The organism is Methylobacterium sp. GXF4, from assembly GCF_000272495.1.
GTDB lineage: Bacteria > Pseudomonadota > Alphaproteobacteria > Rhizobiales > Beijerinckiaceae > Methylobacterium > Methylobacterium brachiatum.
This window is the reverse complement of record NZ_AKFK01000051.1, coordinates 1-22,820: the sequence shown is the minus strand read 5'-3', so window position 1 is coordinate 22,820 and position 22,820 is coordinate 1. Positions and strand designations below refer to the sequence as shown.

Annotated in this window: 24 protein-coding genes; 14 read left to right on the top strand and 10 right to left on the bottom strand. The window is 69.6% G+C overall.

The window, feature by feature from the left end:
• Window positions 1-534: 534 nt before the first annotated feature.
• Both tsf and WYO_RS08080 read right to left on the bottom strand, forming a co-directional pair.
• Entirely contained in the window at window positions 535-1,461 is a 927-nt protein-coding gene (gene tsf, locus WYO_RS08085; protein ID WP_007561066.1) for a translation elongation factor Ts, read from the bottom strand.
• Window positions 1,462-1,577: 116 nt separating this feature from the next.
• Window positions 1,578-2,645, bottom strand: a complete 1,068-nt coding sequence (locus tag WYO_RS08080) for a 30S ribosomal protein S2 (RefSeq protein ID WP_007561064.1) — start codon at window positions 2,643-2,645, stop codon at window positions 1,578-1,580.
• Window positions 2,646-2,870: 225 nt separating this feature from the next.
• On the opposite strand from WYO_RS08080, the gene WYO_RS08075 reads away from it, so the two are divergent.
• A complete protein-coding gene (locus tag WYO_RS08075) occupies window positions 2,871-3,128 on the top strand; it encodes a hypothetical protein (RefSeq protein ID WP_039902524.1) in 258 nt (85 codons plus the stop codon).
• A gap of 24 nt (window positions 3,129-3,152) precedes the next feature.
• On the opposite strand, the gene WYO_RS08070 is transcribed toward WYO_RS08075, so the two are convergent.
• Both WYO_RS08070 and WYO_RS08065 read right to left on the bottom strand, forming a co-directional pair.
• The gene (locus WYO_RS08070) at window positions 3,153-3,893 is read right to left on the bottom strand and encodes a pseudouridine synthase (protein ID WP_007561060.1); all 741 of its coding nucleotides are present in this window, start codon (window positions 3,891-3,893) and stop codon (window positions 3,153-3,155) included.
• A complete protein-coding gene (locus WYO_RS08065) occupies window positions 3,890-4,795 on the bottom strand; it encodes a methyltransferase (RefSeq protein ID WP_007561058.1) in 906 nt (301 codons plus the stop codon). Before WYO_RS08065 ends, WYO_RS08070 begins: the two co-directional genes overlap by 4 nt.
• 242 nt (window positions 4,796-5,037) lie before the next feature.
• On the opposite strand from WYO_RS08065, the gene WYO_RS08060 reads away from it, so the two are divergent.
• Window positions 5,038-7,116, top strand: coding sequence for a prolyl oligopeptidase family serine peptidase (locus WYO_RS08060; protein WP_007561056.1), 2,079 nt, complete (start codon window positions 5,038-5,040; stop codon window positions 7,114-7,116).
• A gap of 99 nt (window positions 7,117-7,215) precedes the next feature.
• Here the strand turns inward: WYO_RS08060 and era are convergent, their stop codons facing one another.
• The 5 genes from era to WYO_RS08035 all read right to left on the bottom strand — a co-directional run bounded on the left by era (window position 7,216) and on the right by WYO_RS08035 (window position 11,169).
• Window positions 7,216-8,202 (bottom strand): GTPase Era, encoded by a 987-nt coding sequence (gene era, locus WYO_RS08055; protein WP_007561055.1) that lies wholly within the window; start codon window positions 8,200-8,202, stop codon window positions 7,216-7,218.
• Entirely contained in the window at window positions 8,199-8,963 is a 765-nt protein-coding gene (gene rnc, locus WYO_RS08050; protein WP_039902523.1) for a ribonuclease III, read from the bottom strand. The genes era and rnc overlap by 4 nt, the downstream gene beginning before the upstream one ends.
• An 11-nt stretch (window positions 8,964-8,974) precedes the next feature.
• Complete coding sequence (gene lepB, locus WYO_RS08045) at window positions 8,975-9,775, bottom strand: signal peptidase I (RefSeq protein WP_007561051.1); 801 nt, start codon at window positions 9,773-9,775, stop codon at window positions 8,975-8,977.
• A 249-nt stretch (window positions 9,776-10,024) separates the two neighbouring features.
• The gene (acpS, locus tag WYO_RS08040) at window positions 10,025-10,423 is read right to left on the bottom strand and encodes a holo-ACP synthase (protein WP_007561049.1); all 399 of its coding nucleotides are present in this window, start codon (window positions 10,421-10,423) and stop codon (window positions 10,025-10,027) included.
• Window positions 10,420-11,169, bottom strand: coding sequence for a pyridoxine 5'-phosphate synthase (locus WYO_RS08035; RefSeq protein ID WP_007561047.1), 750 nt, complete (start codon window positions 11,167-11,169; stop codon window positions 10,420-10,422). Before WYO_RS08035 ends, acpS begins: the two co-directional genes overlap by 4 nt.
• 375 nt (window positions 11,170-11,544) lie before the next feature.
• Between WYO_RS08035 and rpsF the strand changes: the two genes are divergently transcribed.
• The 10 genes from rpsF to WYO_RS07985 all read left to right on the top strand — a co-directional run bounded on the left by rpsF (window position 11,545) and on the right by WYO_RS07985 (window position 20,239).
• Window positions 11,545-12,003: a 30S ribosomal protein S6 gene (gene rpsF, locus WYO_RS08030; RefSeq protein WP_007561046.1), complete on the top strand. Its 459-nt coding sequence runs from the start codon at window positions 11,545-11,547 to the stop codon at window positions 12,001-12,003.
• Window positions 12,004-12,006: 3 nt separating this feature from the next.
• Window positions 12,007-12,258 carry a 30S ribosomal protein S18 gene (gene rpsR / locus WYO_RS08025; protein ID WP_007561044.1) on the top strand — a complete coding sequence of 84 codons (252 nt, stop codon included), beginning with the start codon at window positions 12,007-12,009 and terminating at the stop codon, window positions 12,256-12,258.
• A gap of 129 nt (window positions 12,259-12,387) precedes the next feature.
• Window positions 12,388-13,422 (top strand): hypothetical protein, encoded by a 1,035-nt coding sequence (locus WYO_RS08020; protein WP_007561036.1) that lies wholly within the window; start codon window positions 12,388-12,390, stop codon window positions 13,420-13,422.
• A 41-nt stretch (window positions 13,423-13,463) separates the two neighbouring features.
• Window positions 13,464-14,036 (top strand): 50S ribosomal protein L9, encoded by a 573-nt coding sequence (gene rplI, locus WYO_RS08015; RefSeq protein WP_007561034.1) that lies wholly within the window; start codon window positions 13,464-13,466, stop codon window positions 14,034-14,036.
• A gap of 303 nt (window positions 14,037-14,339) precedes the next feature.
• Window positions 14,340-15,827 (top strand): replicative DNA helicase, encoded by a 1,488-nt coding sequence (locus WYO_RS08010; protein WP_007561032.1) that lies wholly within the window; start codon window positions 14,340-14,342, stop codon window positions 15,825-15,827.
• A 94-nt stretch (window positions 15,828-15,921) separates the two neighbouring features.
• Window positions 15,922-16,371 carry a hypothetical protein gene (locus tag WYO_RS08005; RefSeq protein WP_007561030.1) on the top strand — a complete coding sequence of 150 codons (450 nt, stop codon included), beginning with the start codon at window positions 15,922-15,924 and terminating at the stop codon, window positions 16,369-16,371.
• A 10-nt stretch (window positions 16,372-16,381) separates the two neighbouring features.
• Window positions 16,382-17,284 carry an SMP-30/gluconolactonase/LRE family protein gene (locus WYO_RS08000; protein ID WP_007561028.1) on the top strand — a complete coding sequence of 301 codons (903 nt, stop codon included), beginning with the start codon at window positions 16,382-16,384 and terminating at the stop codon, window positions 17,282-17,284.
• Window positions 17,281-18,183, top strand: a complete 903-nt coding sequence (locus WYO_RS07995) for a VOC family protein (protein WP_007561025.1) — start codon at window positions 17,281-17,283, stop codon at window positions 18,181-18,183. The genes WYO_RS08000 and WYO_RS07995 overlap by 4 nt, the downstream gene beginning before the upstream one ends.
• 83 nt (window positions 18,184-18,266) lie before the next feature.
• Complete coding sequence (gene lgt, locus WYO_RS07990; protein ID WP_007561023.1) at window positions 18,267-19,172, top strand: prolipoprotein diacylglyceryl transferase; 906 nt, start codon at window positions 18,267-18,269, stop codon at window positions 19,170-19,172.
• Complete coding sequence (locus WYO_RS07985; protein WP_007561021.1) at window positions 19,169-20,239, top strand: SAM-dependent methyltransferase; 1,071 nt, start codon at window positions 19,169-19,171, stop codon at window positions 20,237-20,239. Before lgt ends, WYO_RS07985 begins: the two co-directional genes overlap by 4 nt.
• A 33-nt stretch (window positions 20,240-20,272) precedes the next feature.
• On the opposite strand, the gene WYO_RS32135 is transcribed toward WYO_RS07985, so the two are convergent.
• Window positions 20,273-20,470, bottom strand: coding sequence for a hypothetical protein (locus WYO_RS32135; protein ID WP_007561019.1), 198 nt, complete (start codon window positions 20,468-20,470; stop codon window positions 20,273-20,275).
• A 146-nt stretch (window positions 20,471-20,616) separates the two neighbouring features.
• Between WYO_RS32135 and pgeF the strand changes: the two genes are divergently transcribed.
• Window positions 20,617-21,387 carry a peptidoglycan editing factor PgeF gene (pgeF, locus tag WYO_RS07975; protein WP_039902522.1) on the top strand — a complete coding sequence of 257 codons (771 nt, stop codon included), beginning with the start codon at window positions 20,617-20,619 and terminating at the stop codon, window positions 21,385-21,387.
• A 291-nt stretch (window positions 21,388-21,678) separates the two neighbouring features.
• Window positions 21,679-22,518 (top strand): porin family protein, encoded by an 840-nt coding sequence (locus WYO_RS07970; RefSeq protein WP_039902568.1) that lies wholly within the window; start codon window positions 21,679-21,681, stop codon window positions 22,516-22,518.
• Window positions 22,519-22,820 lie beyond the last annotated feature (302 nt).

Genomic DNA, 22,820 nt, shown 5'->3' with positions numbered 1-22,820 from the left:
CCGGACGCGAACACGCCGATCATCAGGTAGGAGAAGGTTTTCAAAGCCATGCCTGTGATCTAGCGCGGCCGTGCCGCGGCCGGTGTGCGCTGCAACACGGGGCGGGCGGGATCAGGTTTCCGCGATACGGGGCTGAGAGTGGCCCAGGCCGGAATGATATTGTCCGGCAATGACTTGTGTCTTCTGAACAGATAAAGTCGCGGCGCAAACGGCTGGTCCAGCGGTGCTGCTGATTTTGCGACGAGAGGCCCCCGCCCGCATCGGCTACGATGTTCACGCTTCAGCTTATGCAGGCCATGACGCCCCCCCTCTCACGTGCGGAAGAGGGGAGCCGCGCTGCATCCTGGGCGGTGTGATCGATACAGACCGTCTCGATGAAGCGGAATACTGTCTGACCGAGCTCGATCCAACCGGCTGTTCCGACCCAGCCTTCTGCCCTCTCGCCAAAACCATCGTCGCGAAACACAAGAAAACCCCGCCCGGCTCACGCCGAACGAGGTTTTCGAAATCGTCAGACCGAAAGGTCTGAACGAATCAGGCGCGGCCGGCCTGCTGGGCGACTTCGGTGGCGAAGTCCGGGCCCTCTTCCTTCTCGATGCCCTCGCCCAGCGCGTAGCGGACGAACGCCGTCAGGGTGACGGGGCCGCCGACCTTGCCGGCGGCTTCCTTGAGCACCTGGCTGACCGTCTTCGAGCCGTCATGCACGAAGGGCTGCTCCAGGAGGGTGACCTCCTTGTAGTAGCTCTTCAGGCCGCTCTCGACGATCTTGGCGAGCACGTGGTCCGGCTTGCCGACGTTCTTCTCGCGCAGGATGTTCGACTCGCGCTCCAGGGTCGCGGCGTCGACGCCGGACGCGTCCAGCGCCACCGGGTTGGTGGCGGCGACGTGCATGGCGATCTGGCGGCCGAGATTCGACAGGGCGTCGACGTCGCCCTCGGACTCGAGCGCCACGAGCACGCCGATCTTGCCCAGCCCGTCCGAGACCTGGCTGTGGACGTAGGAGGCGATGACGCCCTTCTTGACCTCGAGCTTGGCGACCCGGCGCAGGTTCATGTTCTCGCCGATGGTGGCGATCAGGCTCTGCAGCTTCTCCGAGACGGTCTCGGTGGCGCCCGGGAACTTGGCGGCCTGGAGGCCCTCCAGGGTGCCGTCGGTGTTGAGGGCGATCTTGGCGGCCTCGCGGGCGAAGGCCTGGAAGGCGTCGTTGCGGGCGACGAAGTCGGTCTCGGAATTCACCTCGACGATCGCGGCGTGATGGCCGGCGGATTCGACGGCGACCAGGCCCTCGGCGGCGACGCGGCCGGCCTTCTTGGCGGCCTTGGCGAGGCCCTTCTTGCGCAGCCAGTCGATGGCCGCCTCGATGTCGCCCTGCGTCTCGTTGAGCGCGCCCTTGCAGTCCATCATGCCCGCGCCGGTCTTCTCCCGGAGCTCCTTCACCATCGCGGCGGTGATGTTGGCCATGGCGGTCCCTTTCGTGTGGTCTGGATGAGAGAGGCCCGGCGCGCGGGTAAGCGGCCGGGCCCGGTATGCCTGGGTTCACGACGCCCCGATGACGGGGCGCCGCGACGTACCGAGAGTTAGACCGCGGCGGCGGCCTCGACGAAACCGCGGGCCTGCGAGACCCACGAATCGCGGTCGATGCGGCCGTTGAGCTTCAGGTCGGAATCGACCTTGGCAACCTCGTCCGGGGTCATCGCGGCGATCTGCCAGTAATGGTAGATGCCGGCATCGTTGAGCTTCTGGACGATCTGCGGACCGGCGCCATGCAGCTTGGTCAGGTCGTCCGGCGCGCCGCGCGGAGCGGCGAGCAGCTCGAAATGCTCGGTCGACTCGGCGAGCATCGCCACGTCGGCCGGGTCGAGCGCGTCGGACTCGACCGAGACGGCCGCGTCGTCGTTCGCCGGCAGCTCCTCGGCCTGCGGCTCCTCGGAGGCGCCGAGATCGACGCCCGACGAGCCCTGGGCCCGCGAGATGCCGTCGATGGCGGCCTTGGCGATCAGGTCGCAGTAGAGCGCGATGGCGCGGCCGGCATCGTCGTTGGCCGGGACGATGTGGGTGATGCCGTCCGGGTTGCAGTTGGTGTCGACGATGGCGGCCACCGGGATCCCGAGGCGGTTCGCCTCCTTGATCGCCAGCTGCTCCTTGTTGGTGTCGATCACGAACAGCAGGTCGGGCACGCCGCCCATGTCCTTGATGCCGCCGAGCGCCTTCTCGAGCTTGTCCTTCTCACGGGACAGCATCAGGCGCTCCTTCTTGGTCAGGCCCGGGCCGCCGGTCTCCAGCGTCTCGGTGACCTTGCGCAGGCGCGCGATCGAGCCCGAGATGGTCTTCCAGTTGGTGAGCATGCCGCCCAGCCAGCGGGAATTGACGTAGTACTGGGCCGAGCGCTTGGCGGCGTCGGCGATCGTGTCGGCCGCCTGGCGCTTGGTGCCCACGAACAGCACGCGGCCGCCCTTGGCGACGGTGTCGCTCACCGCCTGCAGCGCGGTGTGCATCGCCGGCACGGTCTGGGCCAGGTCGATGATGTGGATGTTGTTGCGGGTGCCGAAGATGTACGGCTGCATCTTCGGGTTCCAGCGGTGGGCCTGGTGACCGAAATGGGCGCCCGCCTCGAGGAGCTGACGCATAGTGAAATCGACGGCCATGTCTTTGTACTCTCCGGTTGGATCCGCCGCGGAGGGATGCAGCCGCCCGACGCATTCGGACGGCCACCGGAAGACGCCTCATTCAGGCATGAGGCCGGCTCCGCGTGTGGGATGGGCGGGCGCTTAGCAGAGCCCGGGGCGGGGCGCAAGGATTCGGGTGAAATCGAGGGGCGGCCGCCTCTCAGAGCTTGTAACCCGATGCCTCCGACGCCGATAAGTCCCCGCATGGCGGGCGTTGCGTTCGATACGCTGAAATTTGCCCGGACCCTCCGGGACAAGGCCAAGCTCTCGCCCGAGCAGGCCGAGGGCTTGGCCGATGCCATGGCCGAAGCGCTTCAGGGTGATCTCGTCACGAAGGCAGATCTGCGCGCCGAATTGGCAGAGACTCGCGCCGAGATCGTGCGCTGGGTCGCCGGATTGATCGGCTTTCAGACGCTGGCGATCATCGGAGCCGTCGTCGCCCTCGCCCGGTCGCTTCATTGAGGCCGTAGTCCAGGTGCAGAGCGATCAGGTGCCCGCGAACACGGCGGCGATATCGGCCGGACCCATAACCCGGTAGCCCCCGGCCGGCAGGTCCGCCGGCAGGTCGAGCCCGCCGACCCGGTCCCGATGCAAAGCCACGACGTGGTTGCCGATGGCGGCGAACATCCGGCGCACCTGGTGGTAGCGGCCTTCCGTCAGCGTCACCGCGCAATGGGTGGGATCCTTGACGTCCAGATGCACCGGCAGCAAGGGCCGGTCCTCACCCTCCAGCACTAGCGTGCCGGACGCGAAGGTCGCTCCCTCGGTGCCGTCGAGCGGCCGGTCTAGGGTGACCCGGTAGCGCTTGGCCACATTCGCCTTGGGCGCGATGATCCGGTGGAGCAGCGCGCCGTCATCGGTGAGCAGCAACAGGCCGGAGGTCTCCTTATCGAGGCGCCCCACGGTGGAGAGCGGCGGGTCGCGCCAGCGCCAGCGTTCGGGCAACAGCCCGTAGACGAGGGGCCCGGCCTCCTTGTGCGAGCAGGTCACGCCGAGCGGCTTGTGCAGCATCAGGCACAGGCCCGGCAGCGGATCGACCGGCGCGCCGTCGACGGTCAGACGCTCCGGAAGATCGGGATCGAGGGCGATCCGGTCGCCGGCATCCGCCAGCTCGGCGCCGTCCAATAGGATCGCGCCGGCGCGGGCCAGCCCCTGGATCTCGCGGCGCGACCCGTAGCCGAGATTGGCCAGCAGCTTGTCGAGGCGGACGGATTTGGCCGCCTTCATCGGCGCGCCTCGTAGACCCGGTAGCCCCCGGCCTGCACCGTGACCGAGACGTCGCGGAACGCGGCACCGAGAGCCGTCTCGTAGGGCAGGTGTGCATTGGCCACGAGCCACAGCGTGCCGCCCTTGCGCAGCGCCTCCGCGGCCCGGGCGATGAAGGTTCGGCCGAGCGCCTGATCCTCGGTGCCGCCATCGTGGAACGGCGGGTTCATCACCACGAAGTCGAGGCTGCCCGGCACCGCGCCGGCCGCCCGGATATCGGCCCAGACAATCGTCGCCCGCGGATCGGCGACGTTGCGATGCGCCATCTCGACGGCCCGGCGATCGATCTCCACCAGCGTCAGCGCGGTGACCGCGGGCGAGCCCAGGATCGCCCGGGCGAGGATCCCGAGGCCGCAGCCAAGATCGGCCCCCTTGCCCTTCAGCGGCGGCAGGTTCGCCAGGAGCAACGCCGTACCGGGATCGAGCCGGTCCCAGGAGAAGACGCCGGGCTGCGTGCACAAAGCGAGGTTGTCGACGTGGCGCGGGCCGCCTTCCTCGATGGCTGCGCCGAGTCCGGCCGGCTCGGGCGGTCGCACGAGCCTGCAGATCCGGTGGTGGCGGCGCGGCTCGTCGGCGGCGTGACACGCGAAAGCGGCCAGTTCCTTGGCCAGCCGCGTGCCGCCCCGGTCCTTCGGCGCGAGCGCCAGCATTCGGCCGCCGGGCACGAGCGCCCGCAACGTGTGAGCGAGCACGTAGCGCCGCTCGATCGTGCCCGGGGGCGCCAGCACGGTCGCGGCATCGAGGCTGCCCTCGGTCAGGTCCTCGAGCCGGGCTGAGCCGGGGATCAGGGGGGAAAGCTGGACGGCGTCGCCGGGGACCTCTGCGAGGTCGACCGGCGGCAGGCCGTAAACGGCATGGCGCATGAACAATTCAGGATCTGGAGAGCTGGCATCGGAACGCGAATCCACAGCGGAGCGGGAAGCCCGCACCCGACTCGGATCATCCGGAGGGAACGTCGCCTGTTACCCGGAATGGCTCCGAAAGCCCAGCCTCGGGGTCGCCGCACGGACTTGTCAGAGGGCAGACCGTCCGCCGCGGGCGAGCCCCTGCCCCTGCGCCATCGGGGCGGTTCCCGAATCCCCGAAGCCGGGTCTATCTTGCGGTCATGACCGCTCCGAACGACCCGCGCCCGACCCTCCAGAATCCGGACGACGATCCCTACCTGTGGTTGGAAGAGATCGACGGGCCGGAGGCGCTGGCCTGGGTCGAGGCCCGCAACGCCGAGACCCTGGCCCGCTACGGCGATGCCGCCTTCGCCCGGGATCGCGACACCGCGCGGACCATCCTGGATCGGCCGGAGCGTATCCCGTTCGTCTCGCGCCGGGGCGGGCTGCTCTATAATTTCTGGACGGATGCCGAGCACCCGCGTGGCCTGTGGCGGCGCACCGACGAGGCGAGCTTCCGGACTGAGGCGCCGGACTGGGACATCCTGCTCGACCTCGATGCGCTCGCCGCCGCGGAGGGCGAGGATTGGGTCTGGGCCGGGTCGTCGGTCCTGAAGGAGGGTCACGACCGCGCCCTGCTGTCCCTCAGCCGGGGCGGCGGCGACGCCAAGGTCGTGCGCGAGTTCGACCTGATCAGCCGCACCTTCGTGGCCGACGGCTTCGTCCTGCCGGAGTCGAAGGGCGGTGCGGCCTGGCTCGACCGCGACACGCTGCTGGTCGCGAGCGCCTACGGCGACGGCATGGCCACCCGCGCGGGCTACCCCCGCGCCACCCGGATGTTGTCGCGCGGCTCGGATCCGCTGGCCGCCGCAGTGCTGTTCGAGGTACCGGAGACCAGCATGGCCGCCTGGGCCTCGGTGGACCGGGAGACGGGCGTCGAGCGGCTGGTCTTCATCGAGCAGATCGGCTTCTTCGACACCACGATCCACCTCGGCGACCGGAGCGGCCCGCGCACCCGGCTCGACCTGCCCTCGGACGCGGACGTCCAGATCGACCGGGATTACCTCGCGGTGCGGCCGCGCCAGCCCTGGCTCGTGGGCGGCGTGGAGCACGCGACCGACACGGTGCTGGCGATGCCGCTCTCGGCCTTCCTGGCGGGGCGCCGCGACTTCACGGTCCTGTGGCGGCCGGACGAGCGACGGGCGCTCCAGGACGTGTTCTGGTCGGCGGGGCGCCTGTTCGTCCATGCGCTCGACGACCTGCGCCCGACCTACACGATCTGCACGCCCGAAGGGGGTGCCTGGACGACACGGCCGCTCGACGGGCTGCCGGCCCTCGGCAGCGTCCATGTCTGGCCCCTCGACGGCGACCCCGAGGAAGCGGACGGCACGCTGCTAGCGACCGTGCACGACCCTGTGACTCCTGCGACGCTGCTCAGCATCCCGCCGAGCCTCGAAGCGCCCACGGTGCTGCGCCGGACTCCGCCGGCTTTCGACGCGCAGGGCCTGCGGGTTACCCGGCACGAGGCAATCTCGGCGGACGGCACGCGGGTGCCCTACGTCCAGACCGGACCGGAGGCCCTGACTGGCGAGGCTCCGGTGCATATGACCGCCTATGGCGGGTTCCGGCTCCCGCTGCTGCCGAGCTATTCCCCGGTCCTGGGCAAGCTGTGGCTGGAGCGGGGCGGCACGAGCGTCGTCGCCAATATCCGCGGGGGCGGCGAGTTCGGCACGCGCTGGCACGATGCTGGCCGTCGCGAGGGCAAGGCACGGGCCCATGACGATTTCGCCGCGGTCGCGGCCGACCTCGTGGCGCGCGGCGTAACCCGGCCGGGCCGGATCGCCGCGGAGGGCGGCTCGAATGGCGGCCTGCTGATCGCGAACATGCTGACCCGGTATCCGAAGCGGTTCGGGGCGCTGTTCTGCACGATCCCGCTGATCGACATGCGCCGCTACACCAAGCTCCTGGCCGGGGCGAGCTGGATCGCGGAATACGGCGACCCGGACGATCCGCAGGATTGGGCCTTCCTCGGCGCGATCTCGGCCTACCACAAAGCCGAGGCGGGCCGGCCCTATCCGCCGATCCTTCTGGCCACCAGCCGCCGCGACGACCGGGTGCATCCCGGCCATGCCCGCAAGATGGCCCGGAAGCTGAACGCCCTCGGCTACGACGCGTCCTTCTACGAGCCCGCCTCAGGCGGTCACGGCTACGGCAAGGACAATGCCGAGACGGCGTCCTTCCTGGCGCTCGGCCTGACCTTCCTGCGTCGCTCGATCGGCTGGGATGCCCCGGAGGCCTAAAGTCCGGGTCTCAAAAGGTCTTCGACCTTTTGCGGGTGCAGGGCAGAGCCCTGAAAGTCTCGGGGGGTCCGCCGAAGGGCGAGCCCCCGGAAACCCGGTTCAGCCGCGGGGGAATTCCAGGCCCATCTCGCGGTAGCGGGCGGGGTCGTCGGCCCAGTTCTCACGCACCTTCACGTGCAGGAACAGGTGGACCTTGGCGTCCGCCGCCTCGGCGATCCCGATGCGGGCCGCCTGACCGATCGCCTTGATGGTCTGGCCGCCCTTGCCGAGCACGATCGAGCGCTGGCTCTCGCGCTCGACGAAGATCGTCTGCTCGATCCGGACCGATCCGTCCGGCCGGATCTGCCACTGGTCGGTCTCGACCGTGGAGCGGTAGGGCAGCTCCTCGTGCAGCCGGTCGTAGATTTTTTCCCGGGTAATCTCCGCGGCGAGCATGCGCAGCGGCGCGTCCGAGACCTGATCCTCCGGGTAGAGCCACGGGCCCGGCGGCATCCGGGCGGCGAGCGCGCGGCGCAGGTCGCCGACGCCGTCACCCTTGAGCGCCGAGATCATGAAGGTCTCGGCAAACGGCGAGGCCGCGTTGAGCTTGGCGGCCAGATCGAGCAGCCGCTCCCGCGGGATCAGGTCGATCTTGTTGAGGATCAGCATCTTCTCGCGCTTCACCTCGCCGAGGCGGCTCAGGATCGCCTCGACCTCCTCGTCCAGGCCCTTGCGGGCATCGACCAGCAGGCAGACCGCATCCGCGTCGGCGGCGCCGCTCCAGGCGGAATGCACCATCGCCCGATCGAGGCGGCGCTTGGGCGCGAAGATGCCCGGGGTGTCGACCAGGATCACCTGGGCCGAGCCCTCGATCAGGATGCCGCGCACGAGCGCCCGGGTCGTCTGCACCTTGCGCGAGACGATCGAGACCTTCGTGCCGACCAGGTTGTTGAGGAGGGTCGACTTGCCGGCATTCGGCACGCCGATCAGCGCGACGAAGCCCGCCCGTGAATCCGCGGGCGTGCCCGGAAGCGTCGATGGCGCCTTGGGGGTCGGCCCCTCGGCATGCCCCTCGTCCTGTCCGTCGTCTTGTTCGTGGTCGGTCATGCTGTCTCCGTCGGCCCCGTCTCCGGGACGGTGCCGATTCCCTCGCGCTCCATCAGCGCGCGGGCGGCCTCCTGCTCGGCGACACGCTTCGAGGTGCCCTCGCCGTGACCCGGCTCGAGCCCCTCGACCTGTACGGCAATGCGGAACCGGGGCGCATGATCCGGGCCAGTGCGCTCGACCACCGCGTAGACGGGGATCGGCAGGCTCCGGCCCATGGCCCATTCCTGCAGGGCGGATTTGGCGTCGCGGCCGCGATGGGCCGCCATCGGCTCGGCCGGATGGAAATGCGCCTCGACGATCACCCGGGCGGCCTCGAAGCCGGCATCGAGGTAGATCGCACCGAGGATCGCCTCGCAGACGTCGGCCAGGATCGTCTGGTTGCGCCGGCCGCCGCCCATCACCTCGCCCTGGCCGAGGATCAGATGCGGCCCGACCTCCCAGGAAGCCGCCACCGCCGCGCAGGTCTCCCGGCGCACGAGGCCGGCCAGGCGGCGCGACAGGTCGCCTTCGTCCGCGTCCGGAAAGGCGGCGTAGAGGCGGTCGGCCACGGCGAGCCCGAGCACCCGGTCGCCCAGGAACTCCAGGCGCTGGTAGCTGCCGCCACGCCCGGTGGCCTTGCTGGTATGGGTGAGCGCCCGGGTCAGCAGGTTCTGATCGGCGAAGCTATGGCCGATCCGCTCCTCCAGGACGCCGAGCGGCGGCCTGGGCTTGTGGGAACGCCGTGCCCGGGAAGACGGTCGGGCCTGTCCAGCCTCGTCCAAGTTCGGGCCGTTCAATGGATGGTCGAGAACAGGCGCGACCAGCGCACATGGGCCGGCCAGTTCCAGAGCTGCCAGGCCGGGGTGCCCTCGTCGATCGAGAAGAAGATCATCTCGGCGCGCCCGACCAGATTGGCGAAGGGCACGTAGCCGACGCTCGCGAGATCGCGCGAGTCGGTGGAGTTGTCGCGATTGTCGCCCATCATGAAGAAATGGCCGCTGGGCACGGTGTAGAGCTCGGTCTTGTCCCAGAAGCCGTTGTCGCCGTCGCGCTCGATGACCCGGTGGACGACGCCGTTGGGCAGCGTCTCGAGATACTGGGGCACCTTGGTCGCCTGGCCGTAGGGATCGGTGGTCTCGTAATCGGCGATCCGCTCGCGCTTGACCGGTTTGCCGTTGATGTTGAGCACGCCGTCGATCATCTGGATCTTGTCGCCCGGCAGGCCGATCACGCGCTTGATGTAATCCGTGGCGTTGTCCTTGGGCAGCTTGAACACCGCGATGTCGCCGCGCTTCGGCTCGGCCGCCCAGACGCGCCCATCCGCCTGGATCGGAATGTATTCCGAGAGCGGCAGGGAGTATTTCGAGTAGCCGTAGGAATACTTCGAGACGAACAGGTAATCGCCGATCAGCAGCGTCGGCACCAGCGACCCCGACGGGATGTTGAACGGCTGGAACAGCAGCGTGCGCACCACCAGGGCGATCAGCAGCGCCTGGACGCCGACCTTCAGCGTCTCGCGGATGCTGGCCCAGGTGCCGGTCTCGACCGGTTTCGTCAGCGGCTTGCCGTCGTGATCCACGCGTGCGCGTTCCATCTTCAGACTCAGCTTCCGTCGCCGGAGCACGCCCCAGCTCTTCCGTTCTCGTACGATGGGGCCGGAACCGGCTTCCGCCCGTCCGCATCATACGCCAGCCGCCCGCGAGGCCCGGCCCCGCCGCCTGCGGCTGATCTGCGGTTGTCCCGAGGAATGCGCCGCAATCGTGTCCGCTGGTGCGGCGGTCTAGACCAAGCGCGAGCCCCCGGCAACGCGCGAGGGTAGCGGGCTAATCCGCCATCCCGGGTCTCACGCCGGCAGCGCCTCGATGATCACGAAGGCTTGAGCCATGGGCGGATCGTCCGTGAGGCTGACATGCAGCCGGCCCTCATGCCCCGCGGGCAGCATCTCGGCGAGTCGCGCGGCGGCACCGCCGGAGAGCCGCAGGGTCGGCTGGCCGGAGGGCAGGTTCACCACCTCCATGTCGCGCCAGAACACGCCGTTGCTGAGGCCGGTGCCCAGGGCCTTGGCGCAGGCCTCCTTGGCGGCAAAGCGCCTGGCGTAGCCCGGCGCGCGCGCGGCGCGGCGGTCGCAGCGCGCCCGCTCGCCATCGGTGAACACCCGGTGCGTGAAGCGGTCGCCATGGCGCGCGAGCGTCCGGGCGATCCGGTCGATGTCGCAGAGATCCGAGCCGATGCCGATGATCATGGGCGCCGCGCACGATCCATGGCGGCCCGCATGTCGCGCACCGCCTGGGCGAGCCCGACGAAGATCGCGTCGGCGATCAGGGCGTGGCCGATATTCAGCTCCCGGATCTGCGGCAGCGCCGCCACCGGCCCGACGCTCCGGACCGTGAGCCCGTGCCCGGCATGGATCTCCAGGCCGAGCCCGGCGCCATGCTCGGCCGCCCGCGTGATCCGCGCCAGCTCGTGGGCAACCCGCGCCTCATCGCCCGCCACGGCGGCCTCGCAATAGCTGCCGGTGTGCAGCTCGACCACCGGCGCGCCGAGCGCACGGGCGGCGTCCATCACCGCAGGCTCGGGCTCGACGAACAGAGAGACGCGGATCCCGGCCTCCGCCAAGGCGCGGATCCGGGGGGCGAGGTGATCGCGCCCGCCGACGATGTCGAGGCCGCCCTCGGTGGTGCGCTCCGCGCGCTTCTCCGGCACCAGGCAGGCGGCGTGGGGGCGCGTCGCCAGGGCGATCGTCACCATCTCATCCGTGGCCGCCATCTCGAAGTTGAGCGGCACGGTGAGATCGCGCCTCAGCGCGGCGATGTCGGCGTCCCGGATGTGGCGCCGGTCCTCGCGCAGATGCGCGGTGATGCCGTCCGCCCCGGCCTCGACCGCCAGGAGGGCGGCCCGCACCGGGTCGGGATAGGACTCGCCGCGGGCGTTGCGCACCGTGGCGACGTGATCGATGTTGACGCCGAGGCGCAGCTTTTCGGAGGTCATGGGCCGATTCGTCCCGGGGCCGCCACGGTCCGGCGGGCGCCCTCGAACCGCCGATATGTTGGCGATCCGCCCGATGGGCAAGCCGCGCCGGCGCTCAAGCGGACGAGCCGCGTCGAGACCGGCCGGTCTTGCCAGCCTGCGAAAAACCGATTATGCGCCGCCCCTCGCGTTCGCTCCGGCCGGGGGCTGAACGGACGGTGCCGCTTGCGGCATAGGATCCTGAACGATCCGTCGTCCGGTGTCTCCGCCTTCGATCAACCGCTCGGGCCTGCAAAAACGGCTCGAAGGGCTTGGCGCCGAGCGTCTCGCGAATGAACCGGCCCGAACCAGCCGCCTCCGGGCGGCCGGGCTCCTTTTGACACTGAAAGGCCCGATATGCCTCTCTACGAGCACGTGCTCTTGGCCCGGCAGGACGTGACGTCCCAGCAGGTCGAGACGATGATCGACACCTATAAGGGTGTGATCGAGCAGAACGGCGGCCGCCTCGAGAAGATCGAGATGTGGGGCGTGAAGTCCCTGGCCTACCGCATCAAGAAGAACCGCAAGGCGCATTTCGCGCTCCTCAACATCGACGCCCCCCCGGCCGCCATCGCCGAGATGGAGCGTCAGATGCAGATCTCCGAGGACGTGCTGCGCTTCATGACCGTCCGGGTCGAGGATCTCGATTCCGAGCCGTCGGCGATGATGCAGAAGCGCGACCGCGACGACCGCAAGGATCGCGAGCGCGGCCGGCGTCGTGACGATGACGGCTTCGGTGGCGGCGGCGGGTTCGGCGGCGGCGAGCGCCCCGAGCGCGGCGATCGTCCCGAGCGCAGCTTCGGCGGGGAGGGCTAAACCATGGCTTTCGGTGCTGGTGCAGGCGGCGGACGCCGTCCCTTCTTCCGTCGTCGCAAGACTTGCCCGTTCTCCGGCGCGAACGCGCCGAAGATCGACTACAAGGACGTCAAGCTCCTGTCCCGCTACGTGTCCGAGCGCGGCAAGATCGTCCCGTCCCGCATCACCGCGGTCTCGGCCAAGAAGCAGCGCGAGCTCGCCCAGGCGATCAAGCGCGCCCGCTTTCTCGGCCTGCTGCCCTACGTGATCAAGTAGGCTGATTCGACTGGCCGGCCCGGCATCGACCCGGGCCGGCTTCCTCAGAGAGCGATGCGACATCGCTCGATCGTTGGGGCGCAGCGACGCCTCTAACCCTGCCGTGACGGCAGCGGGACAGCGGAACCCATGGCACAGCATATCGGCATCGGTATCGGCGCGGGCCTCGTCTCCGCACTCCTGTTCGGGGTGCTGCTGAAGGCGACCCCGCTGGCGATCCTGCTCTACCTCGTCGCGCCTCTGCCGATCCTCATCGTCGGCCTGGGCTGGAGCCACAAGGCCGCCCTGACGGCGGCGGCCGCCGGCAGCCTCGCCCTGGCGCTCGTGATCGCGCCCTTCATGGGCCTCGCCTACGCCGCCTACATCGCCCTGCCCGCCTGGTGGCTCGCCTACCTGACGCTGCTCGGCCGCGAGACGCCGTCCGGCCTCGAATGGTACCCGACCGGCCGCCTCCTCGGCTGGACCGCCGCCACGGCCGCCCTCGCCTTCATCGCCATCGCGGTCCTGTCCTCGCCGAACCACGCGGCCTTCGACACGCAGCTGCGTGGGCTCGCCCGCACGCTGGTGCAGGTGCGCGACCCCGCCGCCCGGCCGGCGACCGAACCCCGCCGCACCGACGCGCCGCAAGCCGAGGCCGGCACTCCCGCCCCCGACGCGGGGACCGAGCCGGACGCGACGCCCAAGCCCGGCCAGGACGAGGCCGAGGTGACGCGGGGCGAAGTCGCCGACGCCCTCGCGCGCGTCGTACCGGCCTTCGCGGCCAACGGGCTCACCCTGCTCCTGACCTTCTATCTCTGGGCCTCGGCCCGGATCGTGAAGATCTCCGGGCGCCTGCCCCGGCCCTGGCCGGACCTGCCGTCGACCGCCATGCCGCGCACGACCCTGGTGACCCTCGCAGCCGCCGTGCTGATGTGCTTCGCCCCCGGCTTCATCGGCGTGTTCGGCGTTGCGCTGGTCGGCGCCTTCAGCGCGGCCTTCGCGCTCCAGGGGCTCGCCGCCTTCCACGACCGCTCGCGCGGCCGGCCGGGGCGCGGGCTGATGCTGTTCGGCATGTACCTGATCCTGTTCGTGACCCAGGGCGTCGCCCTGGTGGCACTCACCCTGTTCGGCCTGGCCGACACAGCCCTCGATCGCCGCCGTCCGAAGGACAACCCGGCGCCGTGAGTCCCCGGCCCGTGCGGCCGACCAACTGAAGGAGAATGACGATGGAAGTGATCCTGCTCGAGCGCGTGGCCAAGCTCGGCCAGATGGGCGAGACCGTGAATGTCCGCCCGGGCTTCGCCCGCAACTTCCTGCTCGCCCGCGGCAAGGCGCTGCGCGCGACGGAATCCAACAAGAAGCACTTCGAGTCGCAGCGCGCCCAGCTCGAGGCCCGTAACCTCGACCGGAAGAAGGACGCCGAGGCCGTCGCCGAGAAGCTGAACGGCCAGAGCTTCATCCTGATCCGCCAGTCGGGCGAGACCGGCGTGCTCTACGGCTCCGTCTCCACCCGCGACCTCGCCGAGGTGGTGGCCAAGGAGGGCTTCACCGTCGATCGCGGCCAGTTCATCCTGAACCAGCCGATCAAGACCCTGGGCCTGCACACGGTCCCGGTGGTGCTGCACCCCGAGGTCGAGGTCCAGATCACCGTCAACGTCGCCCGCAGCCCCGAAGAGGCCGAGCGTCAGGCGCGCGGCGAGTCGGTCACCGAGCGCGAGGCGTTCAACCTCGACGACCTCGGCCTGGAGGTCGGCATGGCGCTCGCCGATGCCGGCGAAGGTGCCGACGACCGCGGCTGAGTCCGTCGGGATCCACGGCTGGTGCCGCTCCGCAAGGGCCCTCCGGCTCGCGTGGGGCGGCGTCGCCCGCATCCCTGTATAGCGGTGAACATTGGGGATCATTCGCCCCAAGACTTGACACGTTCCAGTTTTGTTCCAGCATGGACGCCCGCCCCTCGCGAGAGTCGGCGGGCGTCCGTTCGTCCGGGCCGAGGACCGGATGAGCCGGCCGTCGGCTAGGCTTCGGTAACCTTACCGTGGCCAATGTCGCGCGGTGTGATCCTGGTGCGCCCGTCGCGGCGCCTGATTCGGAGTCGTCCGCCGATGGCCCTGCCCAATGCGCTCACGGCCAAGCTGGAAGCGGTTCAAGCTGAGTACCGCGTCGCCCCGCACAACATCGATGCGGAGCAGGCGCTGCTCGGCGCCATCCTGGTGAACAACGACGCCTATTACCGGGTGTCGGACTTCCTCCTGGCCGAGCACTTCATGGAGGATGCCCACCAGCAGATCTTCTCGGTGGCCGCCTCGCTGATTCGGGCCGGCAAGCTCGCCACGCCCATCACCATGAAGACCTATCTGGGCGACGCCGACTTCGGCGGCCAGACGGTGATGCAGTACCTCGCGAGGCTGGCGGCCGACGCCACCACGGTGATCAATGCCGGCGCCTACGGCCGGACGATCTACGACCTCGCGATCCGCCGTCGCCTGATCACGATCGGCGAGGATCTGGTCAACGGCGCCTACGAGGCGCCGGTGGAGCAGGCGCCTCGCGACCAGATCGAGGAGACCGAGCGCCGGCTCTACGAGCTCGCCGAGGCCGGGAAATACGACGGCGGCTTCCAAAAATTCTCCGACGCGCTCACCGCCGCGGTGGACATGGCCGCCAAGGCCTACCAGCGCGACGGCAAGCTCTCGGGCATCGCCACCGGCCTGTCCGACCTCGACGCCAAGATGGGCGGCCTGCAGCCCTCCGACTTGATCATCCTCGCGGGCCGCCCGGCCATGGGCAAGACCTCGCTGGTAACCAACATCGCCTTCAACATCGCCAAGGCCTATCGCGGCGAGAAGCAGGCGGACGGCACGATGCAGACCGTCAACGGCGGCATCGTCGGGTTCTTCTCCCTGGAAATGTCGGCCGAGCAGCTCGCCACCCGTATCATCGCCGAGCAATCGGGCGTGCCCTCGTACAAGATCCGCCGCGGCGACATCCGGCCGGAGGATTTCTACAAGATCACCGACGCCGCCCGGGACATGCAGACGATCCCGTTCTACATCGACCAGACCGGCGGCATCTCGATCGCCCAGCTCGCCGCCCGGGCCCGGCGCCTGAAGCGCCAGAAGGGCCTGGACCTGCTGATCGTCGACTACCTGCAGCTGCTCTCCGGGTCCGGCAAGCGCAGCGACAACCGCGTGCAGGAGATGACCGAGATCACCACCGGCATGAAGGCGCTCGCCAAGGAGCTGGCGGTGCCGATCATCGGGCTCTCGCAGCTCTCGCGTCAGGTCGAGAACCGCGACGACAAGCGCCCGCAGCTCTCGGATCTGCGTGAATCCGGCTCGATCGAGCAGGACGCCGACGTGGTGATGTTCGTGTTCCGCGAGGAATACTACGTCAACAACAAGAAGCCGCGCGAGGGCACGGAGGAGTTCTTCGCCTGGGAGGCGGAGATGAACCGCGTTCACGGCAAGGCCGAGGTCATCCTCGGCAAGCAGCGTCACGGCCCGACCGGCACGGTCGAGCTGCAGTTCGACGCCAACATCACCCGGTTCTCGAACCTGGCGCAGAGCGAGCGGCTGCCCGAGCAGATGTGATCACCTTCGTGGCGGCCGCTCCGCGCCGCCGCGAACCATCGCCACACCCGGCCGTTGTGCGGAAGACGATTGTCCCGCCGCCGCAGGAGCGATGATGAGCGAGCCGACCCCTCCGAAGATGCCGTATTGGCACGTCTATACCGACGCGGAGGGGGTGAGCCGCCAGGAGCGATTTTTCATCGAGCGTTTCAAGTTCGAGGGGATCAACCCCGAGACGGCGCCGCAATGGAACGACAAGATGGAGCCGGCGCCGTCGGTCGTGACCTTCACGGTCCTGCCGGTCGGCTGGGTCGGCGAATGGCACGAGAATCCGCGGCCGCAATGGATCGCGATCCTCTCCGGCCGCTGGTTCGTGGAGACCATGGATGGCCACCGGGTCGAGATGGGCCCGGGCGAGCTGATGATGGGCGAGGATCAGAACACCAGGGCGCGCGACGGCAGGAAGGGCCACCTCTCGGGCACCGTGGGCGACGAGCCCTGCACGATGATCGTCACGGGGCTCCAGGTGGAGCCCACCGTGAACCAGCCCGGCCGCTTCAAGTAGGGGCCGCGGCATGGACGGTTTCGAACTGACGCAGCCACGCTTCAAGGCGTATGTGCTGCCGAACGCGCCGCTGGAAAAACTCGCCGACGGCTTCGGCTGGGCCGAAGGCCCGGTCTTCTTCGGCGACCGCAACGAGCTGCTGTTCTCGGATCTCCCGAACAATCGGGTGATGCGCTGGACGGATGCGGGCGGCCTCAGCGTCTACCGCGCGTCGAGCGACTTCGAGAACGGCCATGCCCGGGACCGCCAGGGGCGGCTCCTGTCCTGCTCGCATCGCGGCCGGCGCATCCACCGGACCGAGCTCGACGGCAGCATCACCAGCCTGGTCGAGCGCTACCAGGGACGGCGGCTGAACTCGCCCAACGACATCGTCTGCAAGTCCGACGGCACGATCTGGTTCTCGGACCCGCCCTACGGCATCCAGACCGACTACGAGGGCGGCAAGCAGGAATCCGAGCTGCCCGCCGCGCTTTACCGGTTCGACCCGCGCGAGGGCTCGCTGCGCGTCGTCGCGGACGACTTCCAGGGGCCGAACGGCCTGTGCTTCTCGCCGGACGAGCGAAAACTCTACGTGGTCGAGACCGGGCTGCAATTCGCCACCGATCCGCTCCAGAACATACGTGTGTTCGATGTGGCCGAGGATGGCCGTCTGTCCGGCGGGAACGTGTTCTGCACGATCGCACCGGGCAATGCCGACGGGATCCGGTGCGACGAGCAGGGCAATCTCTGGTCGAGCGCCGGCGACGGCGTCCACTGCATCGATCCCGCCGGCGAATTGGTCGGCAAGATCCTGGTGCCCTCGCCGGTGGCGAACCTCGCCTTCGGCGGCCGCAACAACAGCCGCCTGTTCCTGTGCGCCTCGCATGCGCTCTACGCGATCTACACCAACGTGCGCGGCGCGCGGCTGCTGTGAGCGGCGTTCGGGCCGTCGCCGGCTTCAGCCGTACCGTTGCGGACCTCGCGGTCGCCGAGGACTTCTACCGCGACGCCCTCGGCTTCGAGCGGGTCGCACCACCCGAGCCGGTGCCGGCCGCGCATGTTGAGGCGATGGGGCTCGCCGGGGAGAAGGCGCGGCAGCTGCGCCTGCGGCTCGGCCGCCAGACCGTGACGTTCGTGGCCGTCGAACCGGCGGGCGCCACCTACCCGGACGATCCCCTGGCGACCGATCCGTTCTTCCAGCACCTGGCCATTCCGGTTCGCGACATGGACGCCGCGATGGCTCGGCTTGCCCGGTGCAACCCGACCACGATCAGCCGGGGCGGCGCGCAGCTCCTGCCCGCCGCCACGGGGGGCGTCACCGCCTACAAGTTTCGCGACCCGGACGGGCATCCGCTCGAGCTGATCTTCTTTCCCGATGGCCCGCCGGCGGAACGCTGGCGCGACGCGCCGGGCCTGTTCCTCGGGATCGACCATTCGGCGATCACCGTCGCCGATCTCGACGCGTCCCTGTCGTTCCTCACCGGGCCCGTCGGCCTCACGGTCGCGCAGAAAGGCCTGAACCGGGGGCCCGAACAGGCCCGGCTCGACGGCATCGACGATCCCGAGGTCGATGTCATCGCGCTCGAGCCGCCGGTGCCGGCGCCGCATGTCGAGCTGCTGCATTACCGGCACCCGGCGCCCCGGCACGCGTCACGCACCGTGTTCGGGCCGGCCGACCGCGCTTCGACCCGTTTCGTCTTTGCGGTCGCGGATATGGGCAGCCTGCTGGCAGCACTGCGCGAGAATGGAGTCGCGCCGCACGCCTCCGCGGACGGCCGGGCTGCCTATTGCACGGGCCCGGACGGGCACGGGTTCCTGTTCGTGAAGGCCTGACGCCCGCAGGCGGATGCTGCGTGCAGCGCACTTGACGCGCCGCCCCTCCGGCGTCCAATCCGGCCGCCCCGGAGGTCAGACCGATGCCGCTCCTCGCCCTGCCCTTTCCGGCCATCGATCCAGTGGCGATCGCGATCGGGCCGATCACGATCAAATGGTACGCGCTGGCCTACATCGCCGGCCTGATCGGCGGTTGGTACTACGCGCGCCGCCTGGTCATGGCCGACAGCCTGTGGGGCGTGGTCAAGCGCCCGCAGGTGGTCGACATCGACGACCTGGTCGTCTGGGTGGCGCTCGGCGTCGTGCTGGGCGGGCGGATCGGCTACGTGCTGTTCTACAATCTGCCGATGTACATCGCCGACCCGATGGAGATCCTGGCGATCCGCAACGGCGGCATGTCGTTCCACGGCGGGTTCCTCGGGGCGATCCTGGCCTTCCTGCTGTTCGCCCGCGCCAAGAAGCTCAACGGCTACACCCTGCTCGATATCGGCGCCGTGGTCGTGCCGATCGGCCTGTTCTTCGGGCGGATCGCGAATTTCGTGAACGGCGAGCTCTGGGGGCGGGTCGCGCCGGATTTTCCCTACGCGATCGTGTTCCCCACCGGCGGGCCGCTGCCGCGCCATCCGAGCCAGCTCTACGAGGCCGTCACCGAGGGCCTGCTGCTGTTCATCGTCATGGCGCTGGCTGTCCGCCGGTTCGGGTTCCGCAAGCCGGGCCTGCTCGGCGGGATCTTCGTCCTCGGCTACGCGCTGGCCCGGACATTCTGCGAGTTCTTCCGCGAGCCGGACCGGCAGCTCGGCTTCCTGTTCGGCGACCATCTCGGGCCGATGGGCGGCGGTGTCACCATGGGCATGCTGCTCTGCGTGCCGATGATGATCGTCGGGCTCACCTACATCCTGCTCGCCGCGACCGGGCGGACCCGCCCGCGCAATCCGGTGGCCGCGTCCGGGACCGACCAGGAGGCGCGCGAGGCGCCCGCCAAGGCGTGACGCCGCTCGGAGCCGAGATCGCGGCGCTGATCCGCCATGGCGGGCCGATCGGCATCGACCGCTACATGGCGCTGTGTCTCGGCCACCCGGTCCACGGCTATTACCGCACCCGTGATCCGCTCGGCGTGCGCGGCGATTTCACGACCGCGCCCGAGATCAGCCAGATGTTCGGCGAGCTGCTGGGCGCCTGGTCGGGCTACGTTCACGGCCGGATGGGCCGGCCGGAGCCGCTGGTCCTGGTGGAACTCGGCCCCGGCCGGGGCACGCTGATGGCGGATGCCCTGCGGGCCCTCGGGACGGCGGCTCCGGGCGTGCGGGTGACACCGCATCTCGTCGAGACCGGCCCGGTGCTACGGGCCGTCCAGGAGCGAACCCTCGCGGGGAGAGGCGCCACCTGGCACGCCGGAATCGAGACGCTGCCCGCGGGCCCGGCGATCATCCTGGCCAACGAGTTCTTCGATTGCCTGCCGGTCCGGCAGTTCGAGCGTCGCGCGACCGGCTGGCACGAGCGCCAGATCGGGCTCGGCCCCGAAGGCGATTTCGTCTACGGCCTGGCTCCCGAAGCGACCCCGGGGATCGAGGCGGAGGGCCCGGAGGGCAGACTGCTGAGCGTGCCGGGGGTCGGGCTGGCGCTGATGCGGCAACTCGCCCGCCGCCTGCGCGAATCAGGCGGCGCGCTGCTGGCGATCGATTACGGCCATAGCCGGCCGGGCTTCGGCGACACCCTTCAGGCCCTGTCCGGGCATCGCTTCACCGATCCGCTGGCGGCGCCCGGAGACGCGGATCTCACGCATCACGTCGATTTCGCCGCCCTCGCGAAAGCCGCCCAGGCCGAGGGCGCGATTGTTCACGGGCCGGTGGTGCAGCGGGACTTTCTGCTTACCCTGGGCCTGAACGCCCGCGCCGAGCGCCTGAAGGCCCGCGCCACCCCGGCTCAGGCTGCGGCGATCGATGCGGCCGTCGAGCGACTCACGGATGCGAGCCCGACGGGAATGGGCAGTCTGTTCAAGGCCCTGGCCGTGATGGGTCCGGGTCTCGGGCCGCTGCCCGGGTTTCCCGAAGCCTGAGGCTTCGAACCCGGACGGCAGCGCGGGATCTGCTCAGCCGAACGAACCGAAGCCGGCGTCGGAGCCGCTCGGTGCCCGCGGGGTCGGCGGTGCGGGCGGGTTCGGGTCGGAGGGGTCGAGTTCGCCGAGCTCACGCACGACGGGGTGTTCGGATGCGCTCGGGTTCCGGTGTTCCGGGACCTCGGGGGCCTTGGTCTCGATCGGGGAGTCGTTCTCGGTCCGTCGTGACATTGCGATCCTTCTCGGAAGAATCCGGAACCCGGACTCATGCTGCAATGCAGCAAGAATCTGACGGTTCCACGACATCGTCAAGGGGCAGCCATTCCGCTATCGAGCGCGGCACCAAGACCGCGAGGGAGCCGACCGTGACCACAGGCATGTACATCGAGGCGCCGGAACTCTCGTCGCATGCACGCGTGCGCCACGCCTTCTTCACCCGGGTCGGCGGCGTGTCCGAGGGCATCTACGCGACGCTCAACGGCGGGCTCGGTTCCCAGGACGTCCCGGAGCGTGTCGCCGAGAACCGGACACGCATGTGCGCGCAGCTAGGCCTGGCGCCGGACCGGCTCGTCAGCCTGTATCAGGTCCATTCCGCCGCAGTGGTCACCGTCGAGGCGCCGATCCCGGCCGCGGATCGCCCGAAGGCCGACGCCATGGTGACGCGGATGCCCGGTCTCGCCCTGGGAATCGCCACCGCCGATTGCGGGCCGATCCTGTTCGCGGATCCCGAGAACGGGGTTGTGGGCGCAGCCCATGCCGGCTGGAAGGGCGCGCTCACCGGGGTGATCGAGGCGACCGTCCGCGCCATGGAGGCGCTGGGCGCCCGGAGACGGCAGATCGTGGCCGTGCTCGGGCCGACGATCAGCCAGGCCTCCTATGAGGTCGGCCCGGATTTCGTCGCACGCTTCCGCACCGAGGCGCCCGGCATGGACCGGTTCCTCGGCCCGGGCACCCGCGCCGACCACGCGCAGTTCGATCTCCCGGGCTTCATCCTGGCCCGGCTTGGCGAGGCGGAGATCGGCGAGGCTGCGACGCTGAACCTCTGCACCTATGCCGATCCGGATCGCTTCTACAGCTATCGCCGGACCACCCACCGCGGTGAGCCCGATTACGGGCGCCTGATCTCGGCCATCGCGCTGACGCCCTGACCTTTTGACACGGCCCGACGCAAGCGTGGCCGATGCCGTCCAGGGGGTGCGACACTTTGTCAAACCGAATGGGCGGAAAAAAGCGTGGCCATAAGCGAACCTTGACCATTCGGGCGCGTTTAGACGCTCGAGGTGCCGGGGAAGAACCGCGGATTGCCAGAAGGGGCCGTGATGAGCGGTCGGCGATACCGCAGCGCGTAAAGCAGCCCTGGAACCGCTGGAATGCAGCCAGATCCGCGTTCCGTTTCGGTCTTGCGAGGCCGGGGCGGGGCCACCCGTGAGGACCAGATGATGAAATCCCTGCTTCGCGCCACCACCGCCCTTGCGGGCGTCGCCCTCGCCGGCTCGGCCTTCGCCGCCGACCTGCCGCGCCGCGCCGCCCCGCCGCCCGTCTTCACCCCGGTGCCCGTGTTCACCTGGACCGGCGCCTATTTCGGTATCAACGCCGGCTACGCCTTCGACGCCAGCAGCCGCTCCAACAACTCCACCTTCGGCGTGCCCTTCCCCTACGCCGTCCCCGGCACCACCGCCACGTTCCGCAACCGCAGCCAGGACGGCTTCTCCGGCGGCGCCCAGGTCGGCTACAACGTCCAGTTCACCCCGGGCTCGGGCGTGGTGGTCGGCATCGAGGCCGACGCCCAGTACCTCGACTTCGGTCGCAGCCGGAACAACGCCTTCGTGAGCGGCGCCGTCGCCCCGGGCTACTACGTCACCGACCCGCGCGGCCTGTCGAGCCTCGACTACTTCGGCACCGTGCGCGGCCGCCTCGGCTACGCCTTCGACCGCACCCTCGTGTACGGCACCGGCGGCTTCGCCTACGGCTCGGGCAGCGCTGACCGTTCGTTCGGCGGCTACGCCGGCAACGACAGCTTCCGCACCGGCTACGCCGTCGGCGGCGGCGTCGAGTTCGCCCTGCCCACCGAGTCGTTCCTGAACTTCTTCCGTTCGTCGGCCGTGACGTTCAAGATCGAAGGTCTGTACGTCAACCTGGAGCGCGGCAACCGCAACCAGGGCGCGCTGGTGGTCAACGCCGCCAACCTCGTCCCGGTCGCCTACAGCGCCATCGGCCGCCGCGACGACGAGTTCGCCGTGGTCCGCGCCGGCCTGAACTACAAGTTCGGCTCGTACTAAGACCCAACACCCGCCCGGCCTTCGGGCCGGGCCCGGTCAGGGACGGCGAGGAACGCGCTCGCGCATTCTGACAGGCCGGTCTCACCAGGCCGATCGCACGATCCGCCCTAACCCAGAAGCATGCGCTTCTGGGTTTTTTCGTTTGCCGGTGGCACAACCAGCCTATCCCGGGCGGCCCCCGCCAACGGCTCCCCGCGGAGCCCGTGGCGATGTTCGGCCGCGACGCGAAGGCAGCGTCTGTCCCGGGGCCTCGCACCGCTCAGATCGCCCGATCCACAGCCCCCTCAGTGCCGGTAGCGTTC

Coding starts and splice junctions, on each gene's coding strand:
- tsf (WP_007561066.1), bottom strand. CDS start 1,461: ATGGCCAACATCACCGCCGCGATGGTGAAGGAGCTCCGGGAGAAGACC.
- WYO_RS08080 (WP_007561064.1), bottom strand. CDS start 2,645: ATGGCCGTCGATTTCACTATGCGTCAGCTCCTCGAGGCGGGCGCCCAT.
- WYO_RS08075 (WP_039902524.1), top strand. CDS start 2,871: ATGGCGGGCGTTGCGTTCGATACGCTGAAATTTGCCCGGACCCTCCGG.
- WYO_RS08070 (WP_007561060.1), bottom strand. CDS start 3,893: ATGAAGGCGGCCAAATCCGTCCGCCTCGACAAGCTGCTGGCCAATCTC.
- WYO_RS08065 (WP_007561058.1), bottom strand. CDS start 4,795: ATGCGCCATGCCGTTTACGGCCTGCCGCCGGTCGACCTCGCAGAGGTC.
- WYO_RS08060 (WP_007561056.1), top strand. CDS start 5,038: ATGACCGCTCCGAACGACCCGCGCCCGACCCTCCAGAATCCGGACGAC.
- era (WP_007561055.1), bottom strand. CDS start 8,202: ATGACCGACCACGAACAAGACGACGGACAGGACGAGGGGCATGCCGAG.
- lepB (WP_007561051.1), bottom strand. CDS start 9,775: ATGGAACGCGCACGCGTGGATCACGACGGCAAGCCGCTGACGAAACCG.
- acpS (WP_007561049.1), bottom strand. CDS start 10,423: ATGATCATCGGCATCGGCTCGGATCTCTGCGACATCGACCGGATCGCC.
- WYO_RS08035 (WP_007561047.1), bottom strand. CDS start 11,169: ATGACCTCCGAAAAGCTGCGCCTCGGCGTCAACATCGATCACGTCGCC.
- rpsF (WP_007561046.1), top strand. CDS start 11,545: ATGCCTCTCTACGAGCACGTGCTCTTGGCCCGGCAGGACGTGACGTCC.
- rpsR (WP_007561044.1), top strand. CDS start 12,007: ATGGCTTTCGGTGCTGGTGCAGGCGGCGGACGCCGTCCCTTCTTCCGT.
- WYO_RS08020 (WP_007561036.1), top strand. CDS start 12,388: ATGGCACAGCATATCGGCATCGGTATCGGCGCGGGCCTCGTCTCCGCA.
- rplI (WP_007561034.1), top strand. CDS start 13,464: ATGGAAGTGATCCTGCTCGAGCGCGTGGCCAAGCTCGGCCAGATGGGC.
- WYO_RS08010 (WP_007561032.1), top strand. CDS start 14,340: ATGGCCCTGCCCAATGCGCTCACGGCCAAGCTGGAAGCGGTTCAAGCT.
- WYO_RS08005 (WP_007561030.1), top strand. CDS start 15,922: ATGAGCGAGCCGACCCCTCCGAAGATGCCGTATTGGCACGTCTATACC.
- WYO_RS08000 (WP_007561028.1), top strand. CDS start 16,382: ATGGACGGTTTCGAACTGACGCAGCCACGCTTCAAGGCGTATGTGCTG.
- lgt (WP_007561023.1), top strand. CDS start 18,267: ATGCCGCTCCTCGCCCTGCCCTTTCCGGCCATCGATCCAGTGGCGATC.
- WYO_RS32135 (WP_007561019.1), bottom strand. CDS start 20,470: ATGTCACGACGGACCGAGAACGACTCCCCGATCGAGACCAAGGCCCCC.
- pgeF (WP_039902522.1), top strand. CDS start 20,617: ATGTACATCGAGGCGCCGGAACTCTCGTCGCATGCACGCGTGCGCCAC.
- WYO_RS07970 (WP_039902568.1), top strand. CDS start 21,679: ATGAAATCCCTGCTTCGCGCCACCACCGCCCTTGCGGGCGTCGCCCTC.